Source organism: Serratia sp. BNK-23 (genome assembly GCF_047456145.1).
Taxonomy (GTDB): Bacteria; Pseudomonadota; Gammaproteobacteria; order Enterobacterales; family Enterobacteriaceae; genus Serratia; species Serratia nematodiphila.
The window spans coordinates 3,954,550-3,979,354 of the sequence record NZ_CP179900.1; the positions used below are offsets into that span (position 1 = coordinate 3,954,550).

The following is a 24,805-nucleotide window of genomic DNA, read 5'->3' on the forward strand; positions in this document are numbered from 1 at the left end:
ATTGCCAGCAGATATCTCCATCCCCTTCTTTTCCCCGGTGAAAACGGCGTTAATGCGCCATCACCTTCACCACCGAGAGGGAAAGCTCTTGCTTAAACGGTTACGTCATCGGCTGTTCACCCTGATGGCCACGCTGCTGTTTATCGGCTGCCTGCACAGCGCATCGCTGGATGAAAGCCGCATGCCCCGCAATCTGCAACCTTCGCTGAGCGCCCTTAGCAGCAATCTGCAGGACATTCGCGAAGTGCTGGCACGCTGCGCCGGCGAGGAAGAGGAGGAACGCCTGAACGACGGCGGTATGCGCATCGAAGCGCGCGCCGCCGGGGATGAGGAAGTGGAAGATAAACCCTAAAAAAACACCGGCCTCAGCCGGTGTTTTTCCATTTAGTCTTGCTGCGTCGCCAACAGCGCGCGTTTTTTCTGGCGGTTGACCTTGAACCAGTACCCCGCCAGCAGCAACACCACCCAGACCAGGCCGGCGTACAGCGAGACGCGCGTGGTCGGGAAGTAGCCGATCAGGCCGATGATGAATACCAGGAACACGATCGCCACCACCGAGGTGAACACCCCGCCGCGCAGCGGGAACGCCAGCTGCTTCACCTGCTCTTTGCTCAGGCTGCGGCGGAAGGCGATTTGGGAGAACAGGATCATGATCCACACCCACACGGTGGCGAAGGTCGCCAGGGAGGCGATCACCAGGAATACGCTCTCCGGCATGATGTAGTTGAGGTACACCGCCAGCAGCAGCGCCAGCATCATCACCACCACCGTCACCCAGGGAATGCCGCGTTTCGACACCTTGCTGAACATCTTCGGCGCATGGCCCTGCTCGGCCATGCCATGCAGCATGCGGCCAACGCCGAACACGTCGCTGTTGATCGCCGACAGCGAAGCGGTGATCACCACGAAGTTGAGGATGCCTGCCGCCACGGTGATGCCCATATGCTGGAAGGTCAGCACGAACGGGCTGCCGTTGGTGCCCACCTGGTTCCACGGGTAGATCGACATGATGACAAACAGCGTACCGACGTAGAACACCAGAATGCGCCACGGCACCGAGTTGATGGCTTTAGGAATCGATTTTTTCGGATCTTTGGCTTCGCCGGCGGTGATGCCGATGATTTCAATGCCGCCGTAAGCGAACATCACCAGCTGCAGCGACAGGATCATGCCGATAACGCCGTTGCTGAAGAAGCCGCCGTTCGACCACAGGTTATGAATGCCGGTCGGTTGCCCGCCGTTGCCGATACCCCAGATGATGATGCCGATGCCGGCCGCGATCATGATGATGATGGTGGCGACCTTGAAGAACGAGAACCAGAACTCCAGCTCGCCGAACACCTTGACGCTCATCAGGTTGATGGCGCCGATGATCAGCACCACGCTCAGCACCCAGATCCAGTGCGGCACTTCCGGGAACCAGACGCCCATATAGATGCCGAAGGCGGTCACGTCGGCGATGGCGACAATCAGGATTTCAAAGCAGTAAGTCCAGCCGGTGATGTAACCCGCCATCGGGCCGAGGTAGTCCTGCGCGTAGCGGGAAAATGAGCTGGCCTGCGGGTTATTGACCGACATCTCTCCCAGTGCGCGCATGATGATGAAGGCCACGATGCCGCCGATCAGGTAAGCCAGCAGCACGCTCGGGCCGGCCATTTTGATGGCGTCCGCCGAGCCGTAGAACAACCCGGTGCCGATGGCCGACCCCAGCGCCATAAAGCGAATATGGCGCGTACTGAGGCCGCGTTTCAGCTTATTGTCGGAGGCGGTGGTGGGTGACTGTTGTTGCATGAAGATGACCCATAGTTTTAAACGTAAAAAAGCCACGGACATGTCCGTGGCCCTGGATTAAGCCGGGGGATTATCAGTGCGCGGTCACTTGGGAACGCGTGCACACCCGATCATAAATCGCGACCAGCGCCAGCATCAGCAGCGAAGGCGGCAACCATGCCAACCCCTGCTCCGCCAGCGGCAGATGAGTGGTCCAGGCCGGCAGCAGCTGCTGGAAGCTGGACGCTTTCACCGCGTCAAGGATACCAAACAACAGGCTGACAAGCATCACCGGCGCGATGATACGCGGCGCGCTGTGCCACCAACGCAGGGTGAAGCTCAGCACCACCAGCACGATGCACGGCGGGTAAATCGCGGTCAGCACCGGAATGGAGATCTGGATCAGGTGGCTCAGGCCGAGGTTGGACACCACCATCGAGAACAGTCCCAGGATAAACACCAGCGTCTTGTAAGAGAACGGCAGGTATTGCGCGAAGAACTCGGCGCAGGCGCAGGTCAGGCCTACCGCGGTCACCATGCAGGCGATGAAGATCAGCGCCGCCAGGAAGAAGCTGCCCAGGCCGCCGAAGGTGTTCTGAACGTAAGCGTGCAGGATCACCGCGCCGTTGGTGGCGTCAGGCACCAGCGCGCCGCTGCCGGAACCCAGCTTGAACAGGCTCAGGTACACCAGCGTCAGGCCCACGCCGGCGATCAAACCGGCCAGAATGGTGTAACGGGTCAACAGGCCGGCGTCTTTCACGCCGCGCGAGCGCGCCGCGTTGACGATAACGATGCCGAACACCAGCGCGCCCAGCGTATCCATGGTCAGATAGCCGTTAACGAAGCCGGAGGAGAAAGGCACGCTCTGATAAGCCGTCGTCGCCGGAATCGGCGCGCCGGCAGGCCACAGCAGCGCGGCGATGCCCAGTACGGCCAGTGCGACGATCTTCAGCGGCGCCAACACATGGCCAACGGTATCGAGCAGGCGGCCCGGATACAGAGAGATGCCGATCACCAGCGCGAAATACACCAGGCTATAGATGAACAGCGGCATGGCGCCGTCGCCGGTCAGCGGGGCGATGCCCACCTCAAAGGACACGGTGGCGGTGCGCGGCGTGGCGAACAGCGGGCCGACGGCCAGGTAGCAGACAGTCGCCAGCAGCAGGCCGGCGCCGCGGCCGATCGGCGAACTGAGGGCGTCGATGCCGCCGCCGACGCGCGCCAGCGCGATGACGGTGATGACCGGCAGGCCCACGGCGGTGATCAGGAAGCCCAGCGCCGCAGTCCATACATGTTCACCGGACTGCAAGCCGACCATCGGCGGGAAGATGATGTTCCCGGCCCCAACGAATAAGGCAAAGGTCATAAAGCCCAGTGCCAGGATATCTTTTGACGTTAAACGATGACTCATACGATGTCGTGTTGCCTGTTCAAATGAAAAAAATTGTCCGATAGCGTGGTGGCGAAACGCCCCACCCGGTTGCCGGCATGCCCGATCGTCGCCGCGCCAAATAAGCACCCTAAACGCAGTCGATCCGGCGTTTATGTCCCTATTCGAAAGTGGCCGCTCATGAAGATGGGCAAAATTTTAGGAGTTATAAAAATGGAGGTTTAATCCGACAACGAAGGCTAAGGTAAACGTTTATAGCGCTTCAAGGCAAGACGCACGGCGAAAAGCAGAGCTATCGACCATATAAACTTTAGCCACCAGTCGATCATATTGGCTATCAATAAATATACACTACATGATTTGTATCATTTTTGAACAACGAATTCACGAAACGTGAAGCATATATCACTTTACCGCGCGAAAACGCCAATAGATGCCCGATTTTCGCGTGGTATAAGCTCCGTTTTGCCGTGAAAAAAGGCGAAAATTACGCCGCTTTTTGTCGCTTATTGCACCGTGGCCGGCGCGAGCGGTGGCAACCCGAGCGCCTGGCGGGTCTTCTGCAGGGCGGCCGGCGGCAGTGGCAGATAGCCGTCGTGATTGACCAGGCTTTGCCCTGGTGTCGACAGCACGCGATCGAGAAACGCGGCGGTCAGCGGCTCCAGCGGTTGATGGGGGGCTTTATTGATATAGATATACAGATAGCGCGACAGCGGGTAGCGATCGTTGCGCACGTTGGCGGCGGTAGGCGCGACATAGTCTTCTCCCGACTCCGCCAGCGGCAGCAGCCGCACGCCGCTGGCGCGAAAACCGATGCTGGCGTAGCCGATGCCGTTGAGCGAACCGGCCACCGCCTGCACTACCGAGGCCGAACCGGGCAGCTCATTGACGCGCGGCATGAAATCGCCGCCGCACAGCGCGCGCAGTTTGAAATAGCCGTAGGTGCCGGACGCCGAGTTGCGGCCGAAGCGTTGCAGCGAGCGCGTCGCCCAGTCGCCGCGCAGCCCCAGCTCGCCCCAGCGCGTCAGCGGCTGGCTTTCGCCGCAGCGCCGGGTGGCGGAGAAAATGCGGTCGAGCTGCTGCAGGTTGAGGCCGCGCAGCGGATTGTCCTGATGCACCAACACCACCAGCGCATCCACCGCTACCGGCACCGCCAGCGGCGCATAGCCGTAACGGTGTTCGAACGCCGAAACCTCGGCCGCCTTCATCGGCCGGCTCATCGGGCCCAGCTGCGCGGCGCCCGCCGCCAACGCGGTCGGCGCGGTCGACGAACCGGCGGCCTGGATCTGCAGGTTGACGTTGGGATAATGCTGGCTGAAATCCTGCGCCCACAGCGCCATCAGATTCGCCAGCGTGTCGGAGCCGACGCTGGACAGGTTGCCCGCCAACATGCCGTCAGGCTGCGCCAGCGCGCCGCGTCCGGCCAGCAGCGCCAGGCAAAGCAACAGCCCTCGGGTGATTCGGGTCATACCGGTGTCTCGCGTTAATTTTTCACCGCATTCTCTGATAAAGCGGCGGGAACAATCAACCGATTGGGCAAGGTAAAGATAAAGCGGGTGCCGATCCCCGGTTCGCTGAGGATCTCCAGCCGCGCGTCGTGATGGCTGAGCGCGTGCTTGACGATCGCCAGCCCCAGCCCGCTGCCGCCGGTCTGGCGCGAGCGGGCCTTGTCGACGCGGTAGAAACGCTCGGTCAGGCGCGGCAGGTGCTCGGCGGCGATGCCAGGCCCGTTGTCGCTGACCTGGAACTGCGCGCCATGCGCCGTCTGCTGCCAGCTGACTTCGATATGGGTGCCCTTCGGCGTGTGGTTGACCGCATTGTACACCAGGTTAGACACCGCGCTGCGCAACTGGTCTTCATTGCCGAACACGTTGAGCTGTTCGTTCACCCGGAAGGTGATCTCGTGATTGCCACCGCTCAGCGATTGCGCCTCACGCTGCAACACCCGCAGCATCAGCGGAATATCCACCCGCTCGTTCATGTCGACATTGGGCGCCGCCTCGATGCGCGACAACGTCAGCAGCTGCTTGACCAGCCCGTCCATCCGGCGGGTCTGCTCTTGCATGGTGCTCAGCGCCTTGCTGCGCAGCGAGCCATCCTGCTCTTCGTCGCCCATCATCTCCAGATAGCCCTGCAGCACCGTCAGCGGCGTGCGCAGCTCATGGCTGACGTTGGCGAAGAAGTTGCGCCGCGCGCCCTCCAACTGACGCATCTGGGTGACGTCGCGCGCCACCATCAGCAATTGCCCTTCGGAATACGGCATCACGCGGAATTCGACGTAGTGTTCGTTGTTCAGCTGCAGCGTCAGCGGGCGCGAAAACTCCTGCTGTTGCAGATAGAGGCTGAATTCCGGATAACGCAGCAGGTTAAGGATGTGCTGGCCGTTGTCTTCCGGCCAGCGAAAGCCGAGCAGATGCTGCGCCAGCCCGTTGCACCAGAAGATATTGCCTTCGACGGTGGTCATCACCACCGCGTCAGGCAGCGATTCGGCCCCGCTGCGAAAGCGCTTGATCAGCAGCGCCAGCTCGCGCCGGCGGCGGCGGTTGCGCTGCTGCATCTGATACAGGCCATAGAACAGCGGCTCCCAGCTCCAGCGGCCGGGCGGCGGCGTCATGCTGCGGTCGATCCACAGCCAATGGGAGAGTTTGAGCTGGTTGTAGAAATTCCACACCAGCGCAGCCAGCGCAGAGGCCAGCAGGAACCAGGGCAGATAACCGAAAATCAGCCCCAGCAGTAAGGCGGGCAGACAGAAAAGAGCCAGCTCCAAAGCCAGCCTCTTCCACGACAGACGTTCTAACACGGCATATTCTCCAGCGCGGCGCGATCAGTAGCGCGTTGAGAACCGGTAGCCGGTGCCCCGAACGGTTTGAACCATTTTATCATGCCCACTGGTTTCTAACGCCTTGCGGAGCCGACGGATATGCACGTCAACGGTACGGTCTTCCACATAAACGTTAGTGCCCCAGACGTGATTAAGCAACTGCTCGCGGCTATAAACCCGCTCCGGGTGGGTCATAAAGAAGTGCAGCAGCTTGAACTCGGTCGGCCCCATATCCAGCGCCTGATCGTTCGCCATTACGCGGTGGGAGGACGGATCCAGGCTTAGCCCTTGCATTTCAATCACTTCTTCCACCGCCATCGGCGAAATGCGGCGCATGACCGCTTTGATGCGCGCCACCAGCTCCTTGGGCGAGAACGGCTTGGTGATGTAATCATCCGCCCCCACTTCCAGGCCGCGCACCCGGTCTTCTTCTTCGCCGCGCGCGGTCAGCATCATCACCGGGATATCTCGGGTCAGCGCTTCGCGCTTCATATGTTTGATAAACTGAATGCCGGAACCGCCGGGCAACATCCAGTCAAGCAACACCAAATCAGGGAACGGCTCAGACAGACGCGTCACGGCGCTGTCATAATCTTCGGCTTCCAACGGTTGGTAACCATTCTGTTCCAACACAAAGCACACCATCTCACGGATCGGCGCTTCGTCTTCCACCACCAGTATGCGTCTTGCCATCGTCAATCCTGCCAATGTGTTAGCGACTTTTCGGGCGCCATTATGCGTCAGTTTTGTGACACTTTTATGAAAAAAACCGGCTGTTATAGGCAGTAAGCATAGCGATTATTTCCCGCAGTAACGAAAAATCATCCGGTTGTCATCATCATTGCGCCGGGACAGCCGCCGCCGCGGCCTTTATAATCATCGCCATTATCTTTACATCCGGGAGTGTCATGCGCCTGATCCACACCTCTGACTGGCACCTTGGCCAGTACTTTTTCACCAAAAGCCGCGCCGCCGAGCACCAGGCTTTTCTGAACTGGCTGATCGAACAGGTAGATCAGCAGCAGGTGGATGCGCTGATCGTCGCCGGGGATCTGTTCGATACCGGCTCACCGCCCAGCTATGCCCGCGAGCTGTACAACCGCTTCGTGGTGGAACTGCAGCGCACCGGCTGCCAGCTGGTGGTGCTGGGCGGCAACCACGACTCGGTGGCGACGCTGAACGAATCGCGTGAGCTGCTCTCCTGCCTGAACACCACGGTGATCGCCAGCGCGCAGGGCGCCCCGGAACAGCAGATCGTGGTGCTTAACCAACGCGACGGCCAGCCGGGCGCGGTGCTGTGCGCCATCCCGTTCCTGCGGCCGCGCGATCTGCTCACCAGCCGCGCCGGCGAATCCGGCGCGCAGAAACAGCAGGCGCTGCAGGAAGCCATCGCCGAACATTATCAAGCGCTGTATCAGGCGGCCTGCGAGCGCCGCGACCAGTTGGGCCTGCCACTGCCGATCGTCGCCACCGGCCACCTGACCACCGTCGGCGTTACCACCTCCGACTCGGTGCGCGACATCTATATCGGCACCCTCGACGCCTTCCCGGCGCAGACCTTCCCCCCGCCGACTATATCGCGCTGGGCCACATTCACCGCGCGCAGAACGTCGCCAAATCGGAGCATATTCGCTATAGCGGCTCGCCGATCCCGCTGAGCTTCGATGAGCTGGGCAAAGCCAAAAGCGTCTTCCTGGTGGATTTCGCCGACGGCGCTTTGCAGCGGGTAGAAACGTTAACGATCCCGCAGTTTCAGCCCATGCAACTGATCAAAGGCGATCTGGCCGAGATCGAACGGCAGCTGCGGCAATTTGCCGACTATGCCGGCGAGCTGCCGGTGTGGCTGGATATCGAAGTGGCGACGCAGGACTACCTCAGCGATATCCAGCGCCGCATCCAGCTGATGGCGGATGCGCTGCCGGTGGAAGTGGTGCTGCTGCGGCGCAGTAAAGAGCAGCGCCGCCAGGCGATCGCGCAGCAGGATAAGGAAACGCTCAACGAGCTGAGCGTCAACGAGGTGTTCGAACGGCGCCTGGCGCAGGAGGCCGACATGCCCGAAGCGCGCCAACGGCGGATGCACCAACTGTTCCGCCAGGTGGTCGAGGCGGTGCAGCACAACCCTGAAGAGAGCAACCCATGAAAATCCTCAGCCTGCGGTTAAAAAACCTCAACTCGCTGCAGGGCGAATGGAAGATTGACTTCACCGCCGAGCCGTTCGCCAGCAACGGCCTGTTCGCCATTACCGGCCCGACCGGCGCGGGCAAAACCACCCTGCTGGACGCCATCTGCCTGGCGCTGTACCACCAGACGCCGCGTCTCAACGTCACGCCAAGCCAGAATGAACTGATGACCCGCCACACCGCCGAATCGCTGGCGGAGGTCGAGTTCGAGGTCAAGGGCATCGGCTATCGCGCCTTCTGGAGCCAGCGCCGCGCCAAAAACGCGCCGGACGGCAATCTGCAGGCGCCGAAGGTCGAACTGGCGCGCCGCGAGGACGGCAAGATCCTGGCGGACAAGGTGCGCGACAAGCTGGAGCTTACCGCCGCCATCACCGGGCTGGACTTTGGCCGCTTCACCAAATCGATGATGCTGTCCCAGGGGCAGTTCGCCGCCTTCCTCAACGCCGACGCCAACGATCGCGCCGAGCTGCTGGAAGAGCTGACCGGCACCGAAATCTACGGGCGGTTGTCCGAACAGGTGTTCGAGTCGCACAAGCAGGCCAAAACCGATCTGGATGCGTTGCATCAACGCGCCAGCGGCATCGAACTGCTGAACGACGAACAGCGCCAGTCTCTGACCGAACAGCTGGCGGCGCTGAGCGCGCAGGAAATCGCTCTCGGCGAACAAACCCAGCGGCAGCAACAGGCGCTGAGCTGGCTGCAGCAATGGCAACGCCTCCGGCAACAGCAAAGCGAGGGGCAATTGCGGCTGGACACCGCCCAGCGCGAGCAGGCGGAGGCCGCCCCGCAGCTGCAGCGGCTGGCGCTCAGCGAGCCGGCCGAGAAATTGCGGCCGCTGCGCGGTGAACGCGATCGCTGCCGCGCCGAGCTGCAAACGATACAACAGCAGGCAGCCCAGCTGACGCAACAGCAGGAACAGCAGTCGGCGCAGTTGACCCCGCTGCAGCAGGCGGTGGAGAAAACCCGCCAGGCGCAGCAAGCGCATGCCGAACACATGCGGCAACAGCAACAGCTGATCGACGAGCAGGTCGCCCCGCTCGACCATCAAATAACCCAACTGCAGTCGACACAGGCCGAACGTAGACAGGCCGGCGATGCCGCCGCGCAGCAGTTCGCCCAGCAGCAGACCGCGCTGGAGCAGCTCACCGCTCAGCGCAGCCAACTGACGAGGCAGGCCGCACAGCATCAGCAGCAGTTGAACACGCTGACCGAAGCGCTGGCCGTTCAACAGCAACAGCAGCAGGCGCTGGAGGCGCAAACGCCGCTGGCCCCGCTGCGCCAGCGCCTGGGCGTCCTGGCGGATCTGCGCCCGACGCGCCAGCAGCTGTTTACTCTCGCTTCTTTATCGCAGCAAATCGTTAAACGGCTGGAACAACAGCGGCAAGAGCTAAACAGCGGTCAACATGAACTTACCCAGTTGGAACCACAGCTAGAACTCATCCGTCAGCGATTTAAGCAGCAGAAAGCCCACCAGGCCGATGTTGAAAAAACCTATGCGCTGGAACAACGGATCGTGGGTCTGGAGGCCGAGCGCGCCCGTTTGCAACCCGGCGCCCCCTGCCCGCTGTGCGGCTCATGCGAGCACCCGGCGGTAGAACAATACCAAGAGGTAAAACTGTCAGAAACCGCGCAACGTCTGGAGCAAATGAAAGTCCAGACCGAAGCATTGCAAAAACAAGGCGTCGAGCTGCGAGCCCGTTACGACAACCTGCAACAGCAATTGCAGCGTCAGCAGCAAACCATCGCGCAGGATGAACAACAGCTGGCCGGCCAACAGCAGCAGTGGCGGCAGCTCAGCGCGCCGCTGGCGTTCGACTTTACGCTGGCGGATGGCGAGCAACTCAGCGCCTGGCTTAGTTGCTGCGACGACGAAGAACGGCGCGGGCAACAGGCGCTGCAGCAGCATGAACAGGCGGCGCAGGCGGTACAGCAGGCGAAGGATGCGCTCATCGCTCTGCAAACGCAGCAGCAGCAGACGCAGCAACAGCTGGCGTTGCTCGAAGAACGCTTTACGCTGCTGCAGAAAGCCCACGCCGACAGCCTGCAACAGCAGCAAGAGCTGCAACAACGCTGGCAAGAAGGCGAGAAGACCCTTGCCGAACGACGCGCGCAGCGGCTGACGCTGTTCGGCGAACAGCAGGTCGCCGAGGTGCGCGAACAGCTGCGCGCCAAACAAACCGCCTGTGAACAGGTCAGTTTGCAGGCCGCCGAGCAGTGGCAAAAGGCGCAGGAACTGCGCGAGCGCCTGGCCGGCCAGCAGGCCGGGTTGCAACAACAACACACCCAGATGCAGGAGCGGCTGCAGCAGGCGCAGCAGCAGTGGCAGCAGGCGCTGGCCGACAGCGAATTCGCCGATGAAACCGCCTTCGCCGCCGCGCTGCTGGACGATGTCCTGCGCCGCGAATTGCAGCAGCGCAAAGAGCAGTTGCAACAGCGGCAGGTAGAGGCCACCGCCCTGCTGACACAGGCGACGCAAACGCTGGAGCAGCACCGGCAGAACCGCCCTGAAGGGCTGGATAAAGCCAACGCGGATCTCGATGCGCTCACCCAATCGCTGGCCGAGCTGGCGCAGCAGTTGAAAACGTTGCAGCTGCGTCAGGGCGAACTGCGCAATCAGCTGGCAAGCGACGCCGAACGCCGTCTCAATCAGCAGGCGCTATTCGAGCAGATCGCCCGCAGCCAGCAAGACTACGATGACTGGAGCTACCTCAACCAACTGATCGGCTCGAAAGAAGGCGACAAGTTCCGCCGCTTCGCTCAGGGGCTGACGCTCGATCATCTGGTGTATCTGGCCAACCTTCAGCTCGGCCGGCTGCACGGGCGCTACCTGCTGCAGCGCAAGACCAGCGACGCGCTGGAGCTGCAGGTGGTGGACACCTGGCAGGCGGACGCGCTGCGCGATACCCGCACCCTGTCCGGCGGCGAGAGTTTCCTGGTCAGCCTGGCGTTGGCGCTGGCGTTGTCCGATCTGGTCAGCCATAAAACCAGCATCGACTCGCTGTTCCTCGACGAAGGCTTCGGCACGCTGGACGCCGAAACCCTCGATACCGCGCTGGATGCGCTGGACAGCCTGAACGCCTCCGGCAAAACCATCGGCGTGATCAGCCACGTCGAGGCGATGAAAGAACGCATTCCGGTGCAGATCAAAGTGAAAAAGGTCAACGGGCTCGGCGTCAGCCGGCTGGAGGCGCACTTCAGGCTGGAATGATCCCGCGGCTTGCGGCGCAGAAGTGTGACCGCGGCGGCACTCCGCGGTGAAAAGCGTTGAGCCGCGGCGGGCACGGGTTATTATGCCAGCATAACAGGATTGTTACTGTATCCCCTCCGCCGCTCAGGCCGCAGGACAGAAACATAAAATACAGGCAAAACCTGACGCCCGGGATCGCTTCCGGGCGTCAGGTTTTTTCGTTTTCAGGATGCTGAAACACCGGGAAAAACCATGAAAATCGCTAAGATACTCAATAATAACGTGGTGATTACGCTGGACGACCGTCAGGCAGAGACGGTGGTGATGGGAAAAGGAATCGGCTTTAAAAAGAAGCCCGGCGATACGCTGGACGAAAGCCTGATCGAAAAGGTGTTCACCCATAACGGCGGTGAAATCGCCGAGCGCTATAAAGAGCTGCTCGCCGAGATCCCATTGGCCTGCGTCACCACTGCCGACAGGATTATTACTCTCGCCCGCGAACGCCTGCCGGGCAAGCTGCATAACATCGTCTACATCACGCTGACCGATCACATCCACTTCGCCCTGCAGCGCCATGCGCAAGGGCTGGATATCAAAAATGCGCTGCTGTGGGAGATTAAAAAACTCTACCCGGCCGAATTCGCCGTCGGGCTGGAGGCGCTGGCTCTGATCGCCCAGCGGCTGGATACCGCGCTGCCGGAAGACGAAGCCGGATTTATTGCCCTGCACCTGGTCAACGCCCAGCTTAACGACGAGATGCACAACACGCTGCACATTACCCGCGTGATGCAAGAGATCCTCAACCTGGTCAAATACCATTTCCGCTTTGATTACAACGAGGAATCCCTGAGCTACCACCGGTTCGTCACCCACTTGAAATTCTTCGCCCAACGGCTGCTGGGGAAAAACTACGTCGACAGCGACGACGACTCGCTGTATCAGGTGGTGAAAGAGAAGTACCGCGAGTCATTCGCCTGCGCAGGTAAGATCAACCGCCACATCGAAAAGCACTATCAGCACCAGCTCACCACGGAAGAGATGATGTTCCTGACCATTCATATCGAACGGGTGCGCAGCGAAAGCGAGGAAAAGCCGGTTTAACGGCGGGCGTCCGCCACCCGCACGCCGTACTGCGGAAACACCGCGTCGGCGGAAATCAGCGTCAGCCCCTCGGCCTGCGCCTGCGCGATCAGCATGCGATCGAAAGGATCCTGATGGTGTGGCGGCAGCTGCCCGGCCTGTTGGCAATGAAAGGCGTCCATCGGCAGCGACAGAAAATCTTCGGCCTCGATGATCGCAAAGATGTCTTCCGGCAGCGCCAGCTTGCCCAGCGCCTGCTTAATCGAGATCTCCCAAATGCTGGCCGCGCTGACGTACACCGCATTGCCCGGATCGGCGATCTGCCTTTTGGCGTTCGCGCCCAGGCAGGCGTCATCGATCAGCCACCACAGCAACGCGTGGGTATCCAGCAGCAGGCGCTTCATTCATCGCCCTCAAACAGCGCCGCAATGGCCGCATCCCCGGCGTTGAAATCCGCCGGCACGGTGAACCTGCCCTTGGCGGCGCCAGGGCGGCGCGCTTCCCCCTTGATGGCGACCAGCTGTACGTACGGCTTCCCTGCTTTTGCAATAATCACGGTTTCTCCCTCTGCGGCTCTGTCCGCCAGTTGGCTCAGATTGGATTTGGCTTCGTGCATATTGGCCTGAATCGGCATACGCGTCCTCCTTAGCTAAGTTAGCTAAAGCATAAAGCGCCGTCCAGTTTTTGTACAGTGAAGGGTTTAAAGCGCGAGCAGCCTCGCGCTTTGTTGCAACGCTTAGCGCTGCTGTTGCGGCCACAGCCAGGCCGCACCGCGCACGCCGCTGGAATCGCCGTGAACCGCCTTGCGGATCGGCGTTTCACACTCGCCGCCGAACACCCAGCCTTTCACCAGTTGCGGCACCGTGCGATACAGACGATCCACGTTGCTCATGCCGCCGCCGAGCACTACCACGTCCGGATCCAGCATGTTGATCACGTGCGCCAGCGATTTCGCCAATCGCATTTCGTAGCGGCCAATCGCCTGCTCCGCCAACGCATCGCCCCGCTCGCTCAGCGCCATGATCTCATGCCCTTGCAGCGCATTGCCGCTCAGGCGCGCATAGTCGGTGGCGAAACCGGTGCCAGAAATAAAGGTTTCGATGCAGCCCGGCTTGCCGCAGTAGCACGGCACTTCGCGGGCGTAGCGCAGCTCATCGTCATCCTGCCACGGCAGCGGATTGTGCCCCCATTCGCCGGCGATGCCGTTGCCGCCGGCATGCGCCTGGCCGTTCAGCGCCACGCCGGCGCCGCAGCCGGTGCCGATGATGACCGCAAACACGGTTTTCGCGCCGGCGCCGGCGCCATCGGTGGCTTCCGACACCGCCAGGCAGTTGGCGTCGTTGGCGATGCGCACCTCGCGCGCCAGCAAGGCCGACAGATCCTTATCCAGCGGCTGACCGTTGAGCCACACCGAGTTGGCGTTCTTTACTCGCCCGGTAAACGGCGACAGCGTGCCGGGAATGCCGATCCCGACCGATCCTCGTTCGCCGGTATGATCCTCCGCCAGTTTCACCAGCCCGGCGATCGCCGCCAGGGTTTGCCGGTAGTCATGGCGCGGCGTGGCGATGCGATGGCGAAACAGCTCCCGCCCGTCATTCGCCAACGCGATCACTTCAATTTTCGTTCCACCCAAGTCGATGCCAATGCGCACGTATTTTTTCTCCTCGATGCCGCGCAGCGTTGTCACAGCCTAATGTAAGCGCGCGAATGAATCACCTGTTTCCCATTCTCCGTCCCGTCCTTCCCTGGTGCGCAAAGCGACGCAATTCGGAGAGAATGGGGCGATTTTTCAGCGTCAATTCGTTATCATGCCGCCCTGCTTTTGACGAATCAGCGTGCCGAACGCACGCCCAGCCAGGGATAACATTATGCTGTGGTTTAAGAATTTGATGGTTTACCGTTTGAGCCGCGAAGTGGCGTTAAACGCGGATGAAATGGAAAAACAACTCAGCGCGTTCGCCTTCACGCCGTGCGGCAGCCAGGACATGGCGAAGACCGGCTGGGTCTCCCCGATGGGCTCGCACAGCGATGCGCTGACGCACGCGGTCAACGGCCAGATCGTCATCTGCGCGCGCAAGGAAGAGAAAATCCTGCCGTCGCCGGTGATCAAGCAAGAGCTGCAGGCCAAGATTGAGCGCCTGGAGGCGGAGCAACACCGCAAACTGAAGAAAACCGAGAAGGACGCGCTGAAGGATGAAGTGCTGCACAGCCTGCTGCCGCGCGCGTTCAGCCGCTTCAACCAGACCTTCATGTGGATAGACACCGTCAACGATCTGATCATGGTCGACGCAGCCAGCGCTAAACGCGCCGAAGACACGCTGGCGCTGCTGCGTAAAAGCCTCGGCTCGCTGCCGGTGGTGCCGCTGACCATGGAAAGCCCGATCGAACTGACGCTGACCGAATGGGTGCGTTCCGGTGAGATGCCGGCCGGCTTCGCCATTCAGGATGAAGCGGAACTGAAAGCGATTCTGGAAGAAGGCGGCGTGATCCGCTGCAAGAAGCAGAATCTGATCAGCGACGAAATCGCGGTGCACATCGAAGCCGGCAAGCTGGTGACCAAGCTGGCGGTGGATTGGCAGGAGCGCATCCAGCTGATGCTGTCGGACGACGGTTCGCTCAAGCGCCTGAAGTTCGCCGACACGCTGCGCGAACAGAACGACGACATCGATCGCGACGACTTCGCCCAGCGCTTTGACGCCGACTTTATCCTGATGACCAGCGAGCTGGCGGCGTTGATCAAAAACACCATCGAAGCGCTCGGCGGCGAAGCCCAGCGTTAATCCCGCCGCAGAAACGACCAGGGCCCAGCCTTCGCTGAGCCCTGCGTTCCCCTAACGAGCAACGTTTATTTGCTCAGGTAGCGGCACAGATAGGCGGTGGCGTCGGCCACCTGCAGGTTGAACTCGCTGTGCCCCGGCACGAAGAACTTCTCGCCCGGCGTAAACACTTGCCAGTCCGGCGCTCCCGGCAGCAGCACTTTCAGCGCCCCGGTGATCACCGTCATTTCTTCCGGCTGCGCGGTGGAGAAGGTGTATTCGCCCTCTTCCATCACACCCACGCTGGTAAGACCGATGCTGCTACTGTCAAAACCGATAGACTTCACTTTTCCGGCAAAATACTCATTCACTTTCAGCATAGACTGGCACCCGCGTAATCATCTTGATGGAAAATCCATATTGGGGGATTGCGGTTGATCTGTCACTGGTTTTTCGCGCGAAATGCGATCGCGGCGCAGAGTAAAACGCTACAGGCCCTCTCGCCGACAGTCAGGGCTGCTGAAGCCCGGGGCGCCTCACGGGCGCAAAACGCCCGTAGTCGCGTCGAGCGCAGATTTATGGCTATTTGAATCAGTCGATTAACTCTGCGGCCAGCTTGGCGACCAGTACGTTCGACAGCAGCACCGGTACCGACAGACGCGCCTGCAGAAAAGCGCGGTGACGCTGGTGATAACCGATACAATCGAGCACCACCACCTCCGCCCCCTGCCGCAGCAGGGTGCAAGCCGCCTGCTCCAGCGCAGCGTCATCCGCCAGATAGGGGCTGGCGACGGCATAGCTCGGCGGCGCCGCCAGCTGCCGCCATTTGCGCGCCTGCTGCCCAACCTGTTCAGCCACCGGCACCACGATGCCGACACGGTGTGTGCCGACGATCGCAGAGATCAACGGCGGGATAATGCGATCCGGTTCCAGCAACAGCACCCGTTCCGCCTGCAATCGACCGAATTCGCCGGTGCATAGCAACAGAATCACCTCGCATCCCGTCGCTTCCAGTTCGCGGATCTTCTCCTGCAACCCGCTTTCGACGCGAGCGGCGCCGAGCGTCACCTGCGTACCGTCCAAAAGACGCGACACCAGCAGCTTGTCGCCCTGTTGCGGTGCATAACGCTCGGCGATCTGCCCGATATCCAGGCCGTCCAGCAAACCGACGTGCCTCACTCGCTCCGCCGGCAGATAAGCAGACAGCAGCGGCATGATATCGCTGCGCGGCGCCTGACCGATGGTCAGCGTGGCGAATGAAGCCGTCATGGGTCTATCTCCTTTTTTGCAGGTGGCTCAGACTGCCGTACAGCGCCAGCAGCCGGTCGTATTCGGTGGCATCATAGAACCGGCAGGTACCGCGGCCGAATTCTTTGGCGACTTCCACCGCGAATTTGACCGCCAACGCGATGTCCGTTTCGTGGCTGGCTCCGGTACCGCAGCCCGGCACCACTGATTCGCTGCAGATCGCCACGCCGACCACCGGCGCTGCAGTAGCGGTCGAGGGCTGCAAGATGCTGTTGAGGTGATGTACACCGTTGCCGTAAGGGGTGATGTCCTGCGTGGTGATCGGGAAAGTCACCGCCGGCCGGCCGCTGGTCATCTCCATGATGCGCAGCAGATCTTCCGCCACCCGCAGGATGTACCCCTCTTTCACCGTCGGCGACAGCGCATAGCCTTTATGATTGATGATGCGGTTGCCTTTGGTGGTGTCGATCGACAGGATGGCGTCAGCCTCCGGCACCACTTCGTTATCGTTCATCGTCACGTCATCGATCGGTGAATCCATAAAATCAACCGGATCGTGCGGCCGGGTCGGCGCGTTCGGGCAAATATGGGTGGTGACGATCACATCGCCCGGCAGCATGTCGCCCTTGCGCTGCATCTCCGCCAACTTCAGCGCGGCGGCAATGGCGGCGATCGCGCCGTCGCCGTCGGACACCAGCCCGATTCGCGTCGGCCGCGCGCCAATGCCGCCCAGGCGGCCGATAATGCCCAGCGTCGGCGCCGCACCACCGCCGAATTTTCCTGCACTGCCGGGGATCTCGATACGCACGAAATCGGTGCCGCCCTTCGGCCCCTCGGCGCGCAAGGTGCTGGCCCGGATCGCCGGGTAAGACGCAAACAGGTCGACGACGTCTTGGCCGCTGACGAATGCGCTATCAATCAATTCAAAAACCTGCAGCGTTTGTTGCAAACTCATGGTCGTTTTACCTCACCAATGTCATCGGCAGGAGCTATTTGCCCTTGCTGGAAAAAATCGAGCTGAAGAAGTTGTAGAGCGCATCGCCGGCGATAAATCCGGCCGCCATAATCTCCATCGGCGTGCGGCCACGATCCCCCCAACGTCGCAGGATCGCCACACGCAGCGCGATGCCGACCAGCACCGCCCACCCGGCCAAGGCGTTGTTGATCAGCAGGCCGGTTGCCAGAAGCACGCCGAGCTGGCGTTTAGGGCCGCCGACCAGCTGCACCAAGGCGCCGGGGATCGCCCAGATCAACAGACTCCAGGCGATGCCCGGCTGCGCGCCGGCCTCGATGGTTTTGGCGTAAACGCGCGCGACCGGCGGGATCAGATCCTGCAGGAAATAGCTGTGGTAAGAGAGGTAAACCACCGGAATGGCGATGATGAAAGCGATCAACGCCGCAAACAGCTGAATGCGACGCCCCAGCAGCTCTTGCTGCAGATCCTCACCGTAGCCGCGCAGGATGAAGCCGGCTTTCAAATCAAAGCCCATGTCGGCGAAGGCCGGCCCGGTGGCGGCGGTAAAACCGGTCAGGATGCATAGCGCCAGCGGTGGGAAACCGATCAGGATACCGACTATCAGGGTGATCAACGCCACCGCGAACGCGGGAAACCAGCCGGAGTGCATGGCAGCGATACCGACGATCAACTCATGAACGAAAGCGGCAAACGCCGCGTAAATCACGAACAGCGCCAACATCGGCAGCGACATCTCGCTAAACAGCCCGCCGACCAGGGCCAAAAAAGCGGCGATGACGATATAGCCGACCGCGCCCAGACCGAGCGCTTTGCTTACGGCGCTGTCGGGTTGGGTATAACCGGCGCTATCAGCGCGGCGGCTGCGGATCACCTGCGCGACCTGGATCAGCGCCACCAGGCCAGCGCCAACCATCACGCCGTGCGGAATAAAATGGGCGTTAATATCGAATCCGGCCACCGGCTCGGCGTAGGCCCGCAGCAATAGCCCGACGCCGAACATGCTCAGCGCCCAGATATTGCCGATAAAGGCGGTGCCGAAAGCCGCCATGGGGATCTTGAGCATTGATCCAGCGATGCCCACCACTACGCCCACCACCAGGAGCCAGGCCTGCTTGCCGCCGCGATCGCCGGCTTTAATCGCCTCTGCGGCGGCGACGCCCGGCGGCCAGGCATTGGCGGCGGGGAACACTTTGGTATCGAACAGACGATAAAGCAGATAGGCGTCGAGCAGCATCGCCGCCGCCACGCCGCAGAACATCGGTAAAATAAGCTGCGGTTGCCCCATCACGTAAGGCACCGCAATCGGCATCAGCAGACAGTTGGCTGCACCGAAAGTGGCGGAGGAGATCACCGTTTGCGCCAGGTTCTGGGTATGCACCGAACGATAGCGTTGGAACATCTGTAGCGGGATGCGCGCCAACAGCATGGCGATCAGCGCGCCGATGATCGAAGTGTTGGGCGTCACGCCCAGCGTGGTGATCAGTTGAACGCCGATGATCGCCCCCATCACCGAAAGTAGCGCCATGACCAACAGCGTGCCGGCCGCTTTTAGCGGATTATTTGATTTCATGCTTGGTTTCCCTGAATATTCCCTGCCGCATGACGGAAATAACGCCAGGCGATAGCTCGCCGCAGCAGTTCCATTATTTGGAACTGTTGGCGTCATAACGTGATTATTTTCTTATTCAGCCTGCCTATTTCTTAACAATAAAATACGGTGGAATATAACTAATGAGTTCCCTGGTGTCGGCACTCGTTAATTATGATGGAATGCTACAGCTCTGACGCGTTATTTGATCTGCTGCCAATAATCATCGCCATATTTTTCCGCCAGTTGGCAGGTGACTGCGGTTAATTCGGCCAGAACTTCCGGTACGAACGGCTGTTCCTCACCCTGCGAAGGGAAGGACAGACACAGCCCCACCGTCTCGCTGCCGTGCTTGTTCACCAGCGCGGTCGCCAGCGAACTGATGCTGTTCAGGGTTTCATTGCGTGCCAACGACCATCCCTGGTGCCTCACCTGCTGCAACTTCTGCAACAGCGCATCCAGCGTTTGCGGCGCATTGGGCGAAGCCGCCCGGTAACCGCCGGCATAACGCGCTCGAACCTGCTCGTCGCTTTCACGCGCCAGTATCGCCCGGCCGACCGAGGTTTCCGCCGCCGGTGAACGGTAACCCGCCGGAGTGACCACCTGCAAAAAGTGGCGGCCGGGAAACATGCGCATCACCATGATATCCTGCCCCTCCAATACCGAAAGGTAGCCGGTACACGCCGTCTGGCGACACAGCTGCGCCATACTGGTCGCCAGGCTGTCCACCAGCGGCATCGACAGATAGTGGCTGGATACCGCCAGCAACAGCGCACCGATGCGGTAACGCCGGCTATCGGGATCGCGCTCCAGCATGCCCTGATTTTCCATGGTCTGCAGCAGGCGCGACACCGTGCTTTTTGGCAGCGCCAATTGATCCACCACGTCGCTGAATGCTATACCCGGCTGACCATGCATCACGCGTTGTTGAGTAAAGAGTTTTAATACCGCAGCGGCATTTTCCAGCGTTGTCATGATCCACCTTTTTCCACTATATGGAACTCAGTTCCTGTTTTATAATTAAAAACTAAAACCCGAACTCCACAGCGTCAAGCTGTTTATTTTTTATCAGCAGAAAAATAAAAGGCATTCGTGCTTTTTAAATTAAAATATCGCGCAGAACGCCAACTTCGTCACGTTGATTAAAATAACGATACGCTTTGAAAATAATAAATAGCAGGACAAGCTGCTGAAAAATGGTTTTGTTCGGGGGATATCTCGTCGCGACTCAAAAACCCGCGCCGCGCAAACTGAAATCGATCGGCAGCGTCAATTCCACCGTGCCGTTGACGTAGGCGTCCGACGGCGGCGTGGGCAGCGGCGAAGCGCGTTTGACCAGCGCCTGGATTTCACGATCCAGCGACGGCAGCCCGGCGCTGCTGACCAGCGTCACCGCCAGCACGTGGCCCTGTCTGTCCAACGTGAAACGCACCTGCCCGACGCCCTGGCGCTTCAGCCGCAGTGCGTCTTTGGGGTAACGCTTAAAGCGATTCAGGCGGCCGCTGATGCGGCTGCGCCAGTTGTCCTCCCCCGCCTGAGCATAGGGCGTCAGGCGAGTTTGCGGCGCGGCCGTTTTATCCGCGCGACCCGGCGGCGGCGCGCCGGCGCTTTGTTCCTGAACCTTCGGCGGCGCGATGATTCTCTCGTGCGGCGGCGTGCGGGGCAGGTTGTTTTTCTTCATCGGCTTAGGCGGTTTTTTCTGTTTCGGCGGCACGGCGATGTTCGGCTGCGCGGCGTCAGGCGCTTTCACTAGCGGCAACGGCTCCAGTGGCGCCGGCGGTTCAACCTGAGGCGGCGGCGTCCTTTGTCCCGGCGGTTGTTTCGCCTCGGCCGGGGCCTGCGGCGCGGCGGCCATCAGCACCATCACCGCCGGCGGCGGCACCCACGGCGGCTCGGCCTTGTCTCGCCAAGGCCAAAGCAGCGCGGCAACCAGCAGATGCAGCGCCAGCACCAACACCAGACAACGGCGCCAGGGCATGGCGGTGCCGGGTGCGGCGAAAGGCAGCGGCGAAACCGACATGCTCACTCTTCCGTCAGCGCCAAATGGAGGCGATCGGTCAGCGGTTTGAACAGATAGTTCATCATCGAACGCTCACCGGTGCGGATGAAGCCTTCGACCGGCATCCCTGGGCGGATCTCCAACCCGCTCAAGCGTTGCAATCCTTCTTCGCTGACCTTGGCGCGCACGCTGTAATAAGGCGCGCCGCTTTTCTCGTCGGTCAGGCGATCGGCCCCGACCAGCGTCACTTCGCCCTCGACGCGCGGCGTGGTGCTTTGGTTGAACGCCGAGAACAACAATTCGACCGGCAACCCCACCTGCACTTTATCGATCAACTCGACCGGGATGCGCGCTTCTACCTGCAGCCCGCGATCGCTGGGCACGATCTCCATCAGTTGCTGACCGGCGCCAATCACGCCGCCTTCGGTGAACACGCTCAACCCCACCACGGTGCCCGCCACCGGCGCTTTCACCTGCGTATGCCCCAGATCGGCCTCCGCCTTGGCCAGGCGGTTATCCAGCTCGTCCAGCTTCATCCGTACCTCGGCCAATTGGCTGCTGACCTCTTTTTGATACTCCTCCCGCCGCTGGATCGCCCGCAGTTTCAGCTCCAGGATCTGGCGCCCCAGACGGCCGATATTGCCGCTGTCCTCGGATGCCTGGCCGTCGATCTGCGCATGCTGCCCCTCCAGATCCAGCAGCCGATTGCGCGCCACATACCCTTGCGCCGCCAGCTTGCGCATGCCGCCCAGTTGCTCCTGCAGCATGGCCTTTTGCCGTTGCTTGCTGGCGTAAGACTGCCGAACCCCTTCCAACATCGCCTGCGATCCGGCGATGCTTTCCGCGATCGCCGCCAGCTCGCTCTGCAGCGCCGCACGGCGGCTGGTGAACAGCTGTTGCTGCAGCAGCATCAGCGACATCACCTCCGGCTCTTCTCGCCGCGTTTGCAGCGATGGCGGGAAAGCGATCGCTTGCAGACCGTCGCGCTCGGCTTGCAGCCGCGCCTGCTGCGCGGCATTGCTCAACTGCTGGCTGCGCAGCGCATCGCGCTGGGTGCGGCTGTCGACGGTATCCATCAACAACAGCACCTGCCCGGCGCGGACCCGGTCGCCCTCATGCACCTGAATCTGCGACACCACCCCGCCGCTCGGGTGCTGCACCGCCTTGCGGTTGCCGGCCACCACCACGCTGCCGGAAACCGGCACGCCTTTGTCCAGCGGCGCCAACAGCCCCCACAGCAGGAAACCGCCAAACCCCAACAGCACCAGCCAGCCTCCCAGCCGCAGATAACGGCCTTCGTCGAACTGCCGGGAAAGGGCGTCGATATCGCCGGGGATCACACTCTGATTGCTCATACTTTTCGTTCACCGCTGGCCGTTTTGGCGAAGTTGGCGTAATTGACGTTGAAGCCGCCGTTGCTGCGCCCGGCATTGGCCGGTGCGGCGGCAGCGGCGGGCGCAAAACCAGGCAGTTTTTTCAGGATGGCGTCGCTGGGGCCGAAGTGCTGTATCTGGCCGGCGCTCAGCACCAGCAATTTGTCGGTGGCCGCCAGGATCGCCGGTTTGTGGGTCACCAACACGATGGTGGTGCCACGCGCCTTCAGCGCTTCGATCGCCCGCTGCAGCGCCCCTTCCCCTTCGCGATCGAGGTTGGCGTTCGGTTCGTCCAGCACCACCAGCGCCGGAGATCCATACAGCGCGCGCGCCAGCGCCACCCGCTGACGTTGGCCGCCGGACAGGCCGCTGCCGCCTTCACCCAGCTCGGTCTCATAGCCTTTCGGTAAATGCAGGATCAGCTGATGCACGCCGGCCAGCGCCGCCGCGGCCACCACCTTCTCGGCGTCGACCTGCCCAAAGCGAGCGATGTTGTCCGTCAGGGTGCCGGCGAACAGCTGGATATCCTGCGGCAAGTAACCGATATGCGGCCCGAGTTGTTGCTTGTCCCACTGCTGAATGTCTGCACCGTCCAGCCGCACGTCGCCGCTGAGCGGCGTCAGCGCGCCAACCAGTTGGCGCATCAGCAGGGTTTTGCCGGAGCCGGACGCGCCAATCACGCCCAGCACCTCGCCGGCCTCCAGACGAAAACTGACGCCGTGCAACACCGGCGCCGTGCCGCCTGGCGCACTGGCGGTCAGCTGATTCACGGCCAATGTACCGCCGGGCGCCGGCAGCGGCAGACTCGGTATTCGTGGCGGGTTAGCGGCCAGCATCACCTCCAGCCGCTGCAGGGACTGGCGCGCCGATGACCACGGCTTCCAGGCGCCGATCAGCTGATCGATCGGCCCCAGCACCCTGCCGATCAGGATCGATCCGGCGATCATCATGCCCGGCGTAATGTCGCCGTTGACCGCCAGCAGCGCGCCGCAGCCCAACATCAGCGACTGCAGCGCCAGCCGCACGGTTTTCGACCAGGCAGTGACCGCGGCGATTTTCTCGCTGGCGCGGTTCTGCAGCAGCAGGAACTGCTGATGCTGCCGCAGCCAGCGCAGGCGCAAGTCGGTCAACATGCCCATGGCGGCGATGGCTTCGGCATTGCGCAGGTTGCCGTTGGCCTGCTGCGTGGCGCTCAGCGCGACGCGGCCGGCCTCCGCCAGCGGCGCCTGCGACACCCGCTGGTTGAGCCAGGCCAGCAGCACCAGCACGATCACCCCGGCGCTGGCCAACGCGCCAAGCCAGGGATGGAGCAGAAAAACCACCAGCAGATAAACCGGGAACCAGGGGGCATCGAAAAAGGCGAACAGCGCATTGCCGGTGGCGAACTGGCGCAGGTTGGTCAGATCGTTCAGCGCCTGCCCCGCCAGCGGGTTGCCGGTTTTCAAATTGGTTTCGAAGGCGGCGTCATAGACTCGCTGATTGAGGCGCATATCCATCTGGGCGCCAAGGCGGATCACCACCTGGCTGCGCACCCACTCCAGCAGGCCCATAAACAGGTAAAGGCCGACCACCATCAGGGTCAGCATCGCCAGCGTCATGCGGTTGCCCGACGGCAACACGCGATCGTAGACCTGCAGCATATACAGCGCCGGGGCCAGCATCAGCAGGTTGATCACTGCGGTAAACAGCGCAATGCCCCAAAATCCGCGCCGGTATGCGGCCAGCACGCTCATCACTTCTCCGCGCCTGACGGCGTTTTTCATGGCGTTTTCCATCGGCTAAAAACGAGAAAACGCCCGCCGGGGCACGCGGCGCCGGCGGGCAAACGGCCGCGATCAGGCCGCCAGCAATTCCGGGCTGTCGGCGTGCTGCACGCCCACCGCCGTCGCCGCCGCCACCTGATCGAAGGTGGAGTTGACGCTCAGACCGTAGTCGTCGAGGATGCCGTTCAGCGCGGTTTCCAGCGCGCCGGTATCGCCGGACATCAGGCCGTACACCACCTGGTGTACCACGCCATCGTGGCCCTGCGCCTGCAGGCTGCTGAGATTCAGGCCGCCGAAGCTGACGTCAGGAACCTGGATGTTGTACGGTGTAGAGCCGCCGCCGTTCAGGCCGTCGCCGAACGACAGGGAGTCCAGTTGACCGTACAGGGTGTGCGCCGGTGCGTTGAACAGGGTGTAGGTCAGGTTGCCGCCCGCCACGAACGAGGTGATGTTGTTGGCGGTGCTGGTCACGGCATATTGGCTGCCGGACAGGCTGCCGCCGTAGAAACCGCCGCTGTTGGAGTCGGTGACATTACCGTTGGTGTGGTTGATATCGCCAAACGACGACGCCCACTCGTTCAGATAGTTATGGATGCTGTAGCTGCCGAAACTGCTGTCATAATTGACTGAAAATGCCATTTCTCTATCTCCATTGATGAACGGCGCCCCTTGCG

The 24,805-nt window shown here is 61.5% G+C and carries 21 protein-coding genes and 1 pseudogene; 5 read left to right on the forward strand and 17 right to left on the reverse strand.

Going from position 1 to position 24,805, the window contains the following annotated elements:
• Positions 1–88 precede the first annotated feature (88 nt).
• Entirely contained in the window at positions 89–352 is a 264-nt protein-coding gene (locus tag ACMGF9_RS18815) for a hypothetical protein (protein ID WP_015376826.1), read from the forward strand.
• A gap of 32 nt (positions 353–384) precedes the next feature.
• Here ACMGF9_RS18815 and proY read toward each other — a convergent pair whose 3' ends face one another.
• The 5 genes from proY to phoB all read right to left on the reverse strand — a co-directional run bounded on the left by proY (position 385) and on the right by phoB (position 6,674).
• Positions 385–1,791 (reverse strand): proline-specific permease ProY, encoded by a 1,407-nt coding sequence (proY, locus tag ACMGF9_RS18820; RefSeq protein ID WP_004940425.1) that lies wholly within the window; start codon positions 1,789–1,791, stop codon positions 385–387.
• A 73-nt stretch (positions 1,792–1,864) separates the two neighbouring features.
• Complete coding sequence (gene brnQ, locus ACMGF9_RS18825; protein ID WP_021504688.1) at positions 1,865–3,181, reverse strand: branched-chain amino acid transport system II carrier protein; 1,317 nt, start codon at positions 3,179–3,181, stop codon at positions 1,865–1,867.
• Between the two features lie 485 nt (positions 3,182–3,666).
• Positions 3,667–4,629, reverse strand: coding sequence for a PstS family phosphate ABC transporter substrate-binding protein (locus ACMGF9_RS18830; RefSeq protein ID WP_004940432.1), 963 nt, complete (start codon positions 4,627–4,629; stop codon positions 3,667–3,669).
• Between the two features lie 14 nt (positions 4,630–4,643).
• A complete protein-coding gene (gene phoR, locus ACMGF9_RS18835) occupies positions 4,644–5,960 on the reverse strand; it encodes a phosphate regulon sensor histidine kinase PhoR (RefSeq protein WP_414160366.1) in 1,317 nt (438 codons plus the stop codon).
• Positions 5,961–5,984: 24 nt separating this feature from the next.
• The gene (gene phoB / locus ACMGF9_RS18840; protein WP_004940438.1) at positions 5,985–6,674 is read right to left on the reverse strand and encodes a phosphate response regulator transcription factor PhoB; all 690 of its coding nucleotides are present in this window, start codon (positions 6,672–6,674) and stop codon (positions 5,985–5,987) included.
• Positions 6,675–6,889: 215 nt separating this feature from the next.
• Between phoB and sbcD the strand changes: the two are divergent.
• The 3 genes and pseudogenes from sbcD (at position 6,890) to licT (ending at position 12,449) form a co-directional block, all read left to right on the forward strand.
• A pseudogene (gene sbcD / locus ACMGF9_RS18845) lies at positions 6,890–8,121 on the forward strand (exonuclease subunit SbcD).
• Entirely contained in the window at positions 8,118–11,369 is a 3,252-nt protein-coding gene (gene sbcC, locus ACMGF9_RS18850; RefSeq protein WP_414160367.1) for an exonuclease subunit SbcC, read from the forward strand. The pseudogene sbcD and the gene sbcC overlap by 4 nt, the downstream one beginning before the upstream one ends.
• A gap of 231 nt (positions 11,370–11,600) precedes the next feature.
• Positions 11,601–12,449, forward strand: coding sequence for a BglG family transcription antiterminator LicT (gene licT, locus ACMGF9_RS18855; RefSeq protein WP_015376821.1), 849 nt, complete (start codon positions 11,601–11,603; stop codon positions 12,447–12,449).
• On the opposite strand, the gene ACMGF9_RS18860 is transcribed toward licT, so the two are convergent.
• From ACMGF9_RS18860 to mak, 3 genes are all read right to left on the reverse strand, one after another.
• Complete coding sequence (locus tag ACMGF9_RS18860; RefSeq protein WP_015376820.1) at positions 12,446–12,832, reverse strand: type II toxin-antitoxin system VapC family toxin; 387 nt, start codon at positions 12,830–12,832, stop codon at positions 12,446–12,448. The two genes, licT and ACMGF9_RS18860, sit on opposite strands and share 4 nt — an antisense overlap.
• A complete protein-coding gene (locus ACMGF9_RS18865) occupies positions 12,829–13,062 on the reverse strand; it encodes a type II toxin-antitoxin system Phd/YefM family antitoxin (RefSeq protein ID WP_004940455.1) in 234 nt (77 codons plus the stop codon). Before ACMGF9_RS18865 ends, ACMGF9_RS18860 begins: the two co-directional genes overlap by 4 nt.
• A gap of 102 nt (positions 13,063–13,164) precedes the next feature.
• Positions 13,165–14,079: a fructokinase gene (gene mak, locus ACMGF9_RS18870; RefSeq protein WP_031300025.1), complete on the reverse strand. Its 915-nt coding sequence runs from the start codon at positions 14,077–14,079 to the stop codon at positions 13,165–13,167.
• Between the two features lie 217 nt (positions 14,080–14,296).
• Between mak and rdgC the strand changes: the two genes are divergently transcribed.
• Entirely contained in the window at positions 14,297–15,208 is a 912-nt protein-coding gene (gene rdgC / locus ACMGF9_RS18875) for a recombination-associated protein RdgC (protein WP_004940461.1), read from the forward strand.
• Between the two features lie 65 nt (positions 15,209–15,273).
• Here rdgC and ppnP read toward each other — a convergent pair whose 3' ends face one another.
• The 9 genes from ppnP to ACMGF9_RS18920 form a co-directional block, all read right to left on the reverse strand.
• Complete coding sequence (ppnP, locus tag ACMGF9_RS18880; RefSeq protein ID WP_004940463.1) at positions 15,274–15,564, reverse strand: pyrimidine/purine nucleoside phosphorylase; 291 nt, start codon at positions 15,562–15,564, stop codon at positions 15,274–15,276.
• Between the two features lie 211 nt (positions 15,565–15,775).
• A complete protein-coding gene (locus ACMGF9_RS18885) occupies positions 15,776–16,453 on the reverse strand; it encodes an AroM family protein (RefSeq protein WP_004940465.1) in 678 nt (225 codons plus the stop codon).
• 4 nt (positions 16,454–16,457) lie between these two features.
• Positions 16,458–17,387, reverse strand: a complete 930-nt coding sequence (locus tag ACMGF9_RS18890; protein ID WP_076740513.1) for a DUF1177 domain-containing protein — start codon at positions 17,385–17,387, stop codon at positions 16,458–16,460.
• A gap of 34 nt (positions 17,388–17,421) precedes the next feature.
• Positions 17,422–18,978, reverse strand: coding sequence for an OPT/YSL family transporter (locus ACMGF9_RS18895; protein WP_044031846.1), 1,557 nt, complete (start codon positions 18,976–18,978; stop codon positions 17,422–17,424).
• A 219-nt stretch (positions 18,979–19,197) separates the two neighbouring features.
• Positions 19,198–19,971 carry an IclR family transcriptional regulator gene (locus tag ACMGF9_RS18900; RefSeq protein ID WP_414160368.1) on the reverse strand — a complete coding sequence of 258 codons (774 nt, stop codon included), beginning with the start codon at positions 19,969–19,971 and terminating at the stop codon, positions 19,198–19,200.
• Between the two features lie 253 nt (positions 19,972–20,224).
• Complete coding sequence (locus ACMGF9_RS18905) at positions 20,225–21,016, reverse strand: energy transducer TonB (RefSeq protein WP_242141907.1); 792 nt, start codon at positions 21,014–21,016, stop codon at positions 20,225–20,227.
• A gap of 2 nt (positions 21,017–21,018) precedes the next feature.
• Positions 21,019–22,350: an HlyD family type I secretion periplasmic adaptor subunit gene (locus ACMGF9_RS18910; protein ID WP_004940475.1), complete on the reverse strand. Its 1,332-nt coding sequence runs from the start codon at positions 22,348–22,350 to the stop codon at positions 21,019–21,021.
• Entirely contained in the window at positions 22,347–24,131 is a 1,785-nt protein-coding gene (locus tag ACMGF9_RS18915) for a type I secretion system permease/ATPase (RefSeq protein WP_414160369.1), read from the reverse strand. Before ACMGF9_RS18915 ends, ACMGF9_RS18910 begins: the two co-directional genes overlap by 4 nt.
• 72 nt (positions 24,132–24,203) lie before the next feature.
• Positions 24,204–24,770 (reverse strand): heme acquisition protein HasA, encoded by a 567-nt coding sequence (locus tag ACMGF9_RS18920; protein WP_004940479.1) that lies wholly within the window; start codon positions 24,768–24,770, stop codon positions 24,204–24,206.
• Positions 24,771–24,805 lie beyond the last annotated feature (35 nt).

Bases quoted from the DNA above. Each gene is read 5' to 3' on its own strand.
- proY (WP_004940425.1), bottom strand. From the start codon at position 1,791: ATGCAACAACAGTCACCCACCACCGCCTCCGACAATAAGCTGAAACGC.
- brnQ (WP_021504688.1), bottom strand. From the start codon at position 3,181: ATGAGTCATCGTTTAACGTCAAAAGATATCCTGGCACTGGGCTTTATG.
- ACMGF9_RS18830 (WP_004940432.1), bottom strand. From the start codon at position 4,629: ATGACCCGAATCACCCGAGGGCTGTTGCTTTGCCTGGCGCTGCTGGCC.
- phoB (WP_004940438.1), bottom strand. From the start codon at position 6,674: ATGGCAAGACGCATACTGGTGGTGGAAGACGAAGCGCCGATCCGTGAG.
- sbcC (WP_414160367.1), top strand. From the start codon at position 8,118: ATGAAAATCCTCAGCCTGCGGTTAAAAAACCTCAACTCGCTGCAGGGC.
- licT (WP_015376821.1), top strand. From the start codon at position 11,601: ATGAAAATCGCTAAGATACTCAATAATAACGTGGTGATTACGCTGGAC.
- ACMGF9_RS18860 (WP_015376820.1), bottom strand. From the start codon at position 12,832: ATGAAGCGCCTGCTGCTGGATACCCACGCGTTGCTGTGGTGGCTGATC.
- ACMGF9_RS18865 (WP_004940455.1), bottom strand. From the start codon at position 13,062: ATGCCGATTCAGGCCAATATGCACGAAGCCAAATCCAATCTGAGCCAA.
- rdgC (WP_004940461.1), top strand. From the start codon at position 14,297: ATGCTGTGGTTTAAGAATTTGATGGTTTACCGTTTGAGCCGCGAAGTG.
- ppnP (WP_004940463.1), bottom strand. From the start codon at position 15,564: ATGCTGAAAGTGAATGAGTATTTTGCCGGAAAAGTGAAGTCTATCGGT.
- ACMGF9_RS18885 (WP_004940465.1), bottom strand. From the start codon at position 16,453: ATGACGGCTTCATTCGCCACGCTGACCATCGGTCAGGCGCCGCGCAGC.
- ACMGF9_RS18890 (WP_076740513.1), bottom strand. From the start codon at position 17,387: ATGAGTTTGCAACAAACGCTGCAGGTTTTTGAATTGATTGATAGCGCA.
- ACMGF9_RS18895 (WP_044031846.1), bottom strand. From the start codon at position 18,978: ATGAAATCAAATAATCCGCTAAAAGCGGCCGGCACGCTGTTGGTCATG.
- ACMGF9_RS18900 (WP_414160368.1), bottom strand. From the start codon at position 19,971: ATGACAACGCTGGAAAATGCCGCTGCGGTATTAAAACTCTTTACTCAA.
- ACMGF9_RS18905 (WP_242141907.1), bottom strand. From the start codon at position 21,016: ATGTCGGTTTCGCCGCTGCCTTTCGCCGCACCCGGCACCGCCATGCCC.
- ACMGF9_RS18910 (WP_004940475.1), bottom strand. From the start codon at position 22,350: ATGAGCAATCAGAGTGTGATCCCCGGCGATATCGACGCCCTTTCCCGG.
- ACMGF9_RS18915 (WP_414160369.1), bottom strand. From the start codon at position 24,131: ATGAAAAACGCCGTCAGGCGCGGAGAAGTGATGAGCGTGCTGGCCGCA.
- ACMGF9_RS18920 (WP_004940479.1), bottom strand. From the start codon at position 24,770: ATGGCATTTTCAGTCAATTATGACAGCAGTTTCGGCAGCTACAGCATC.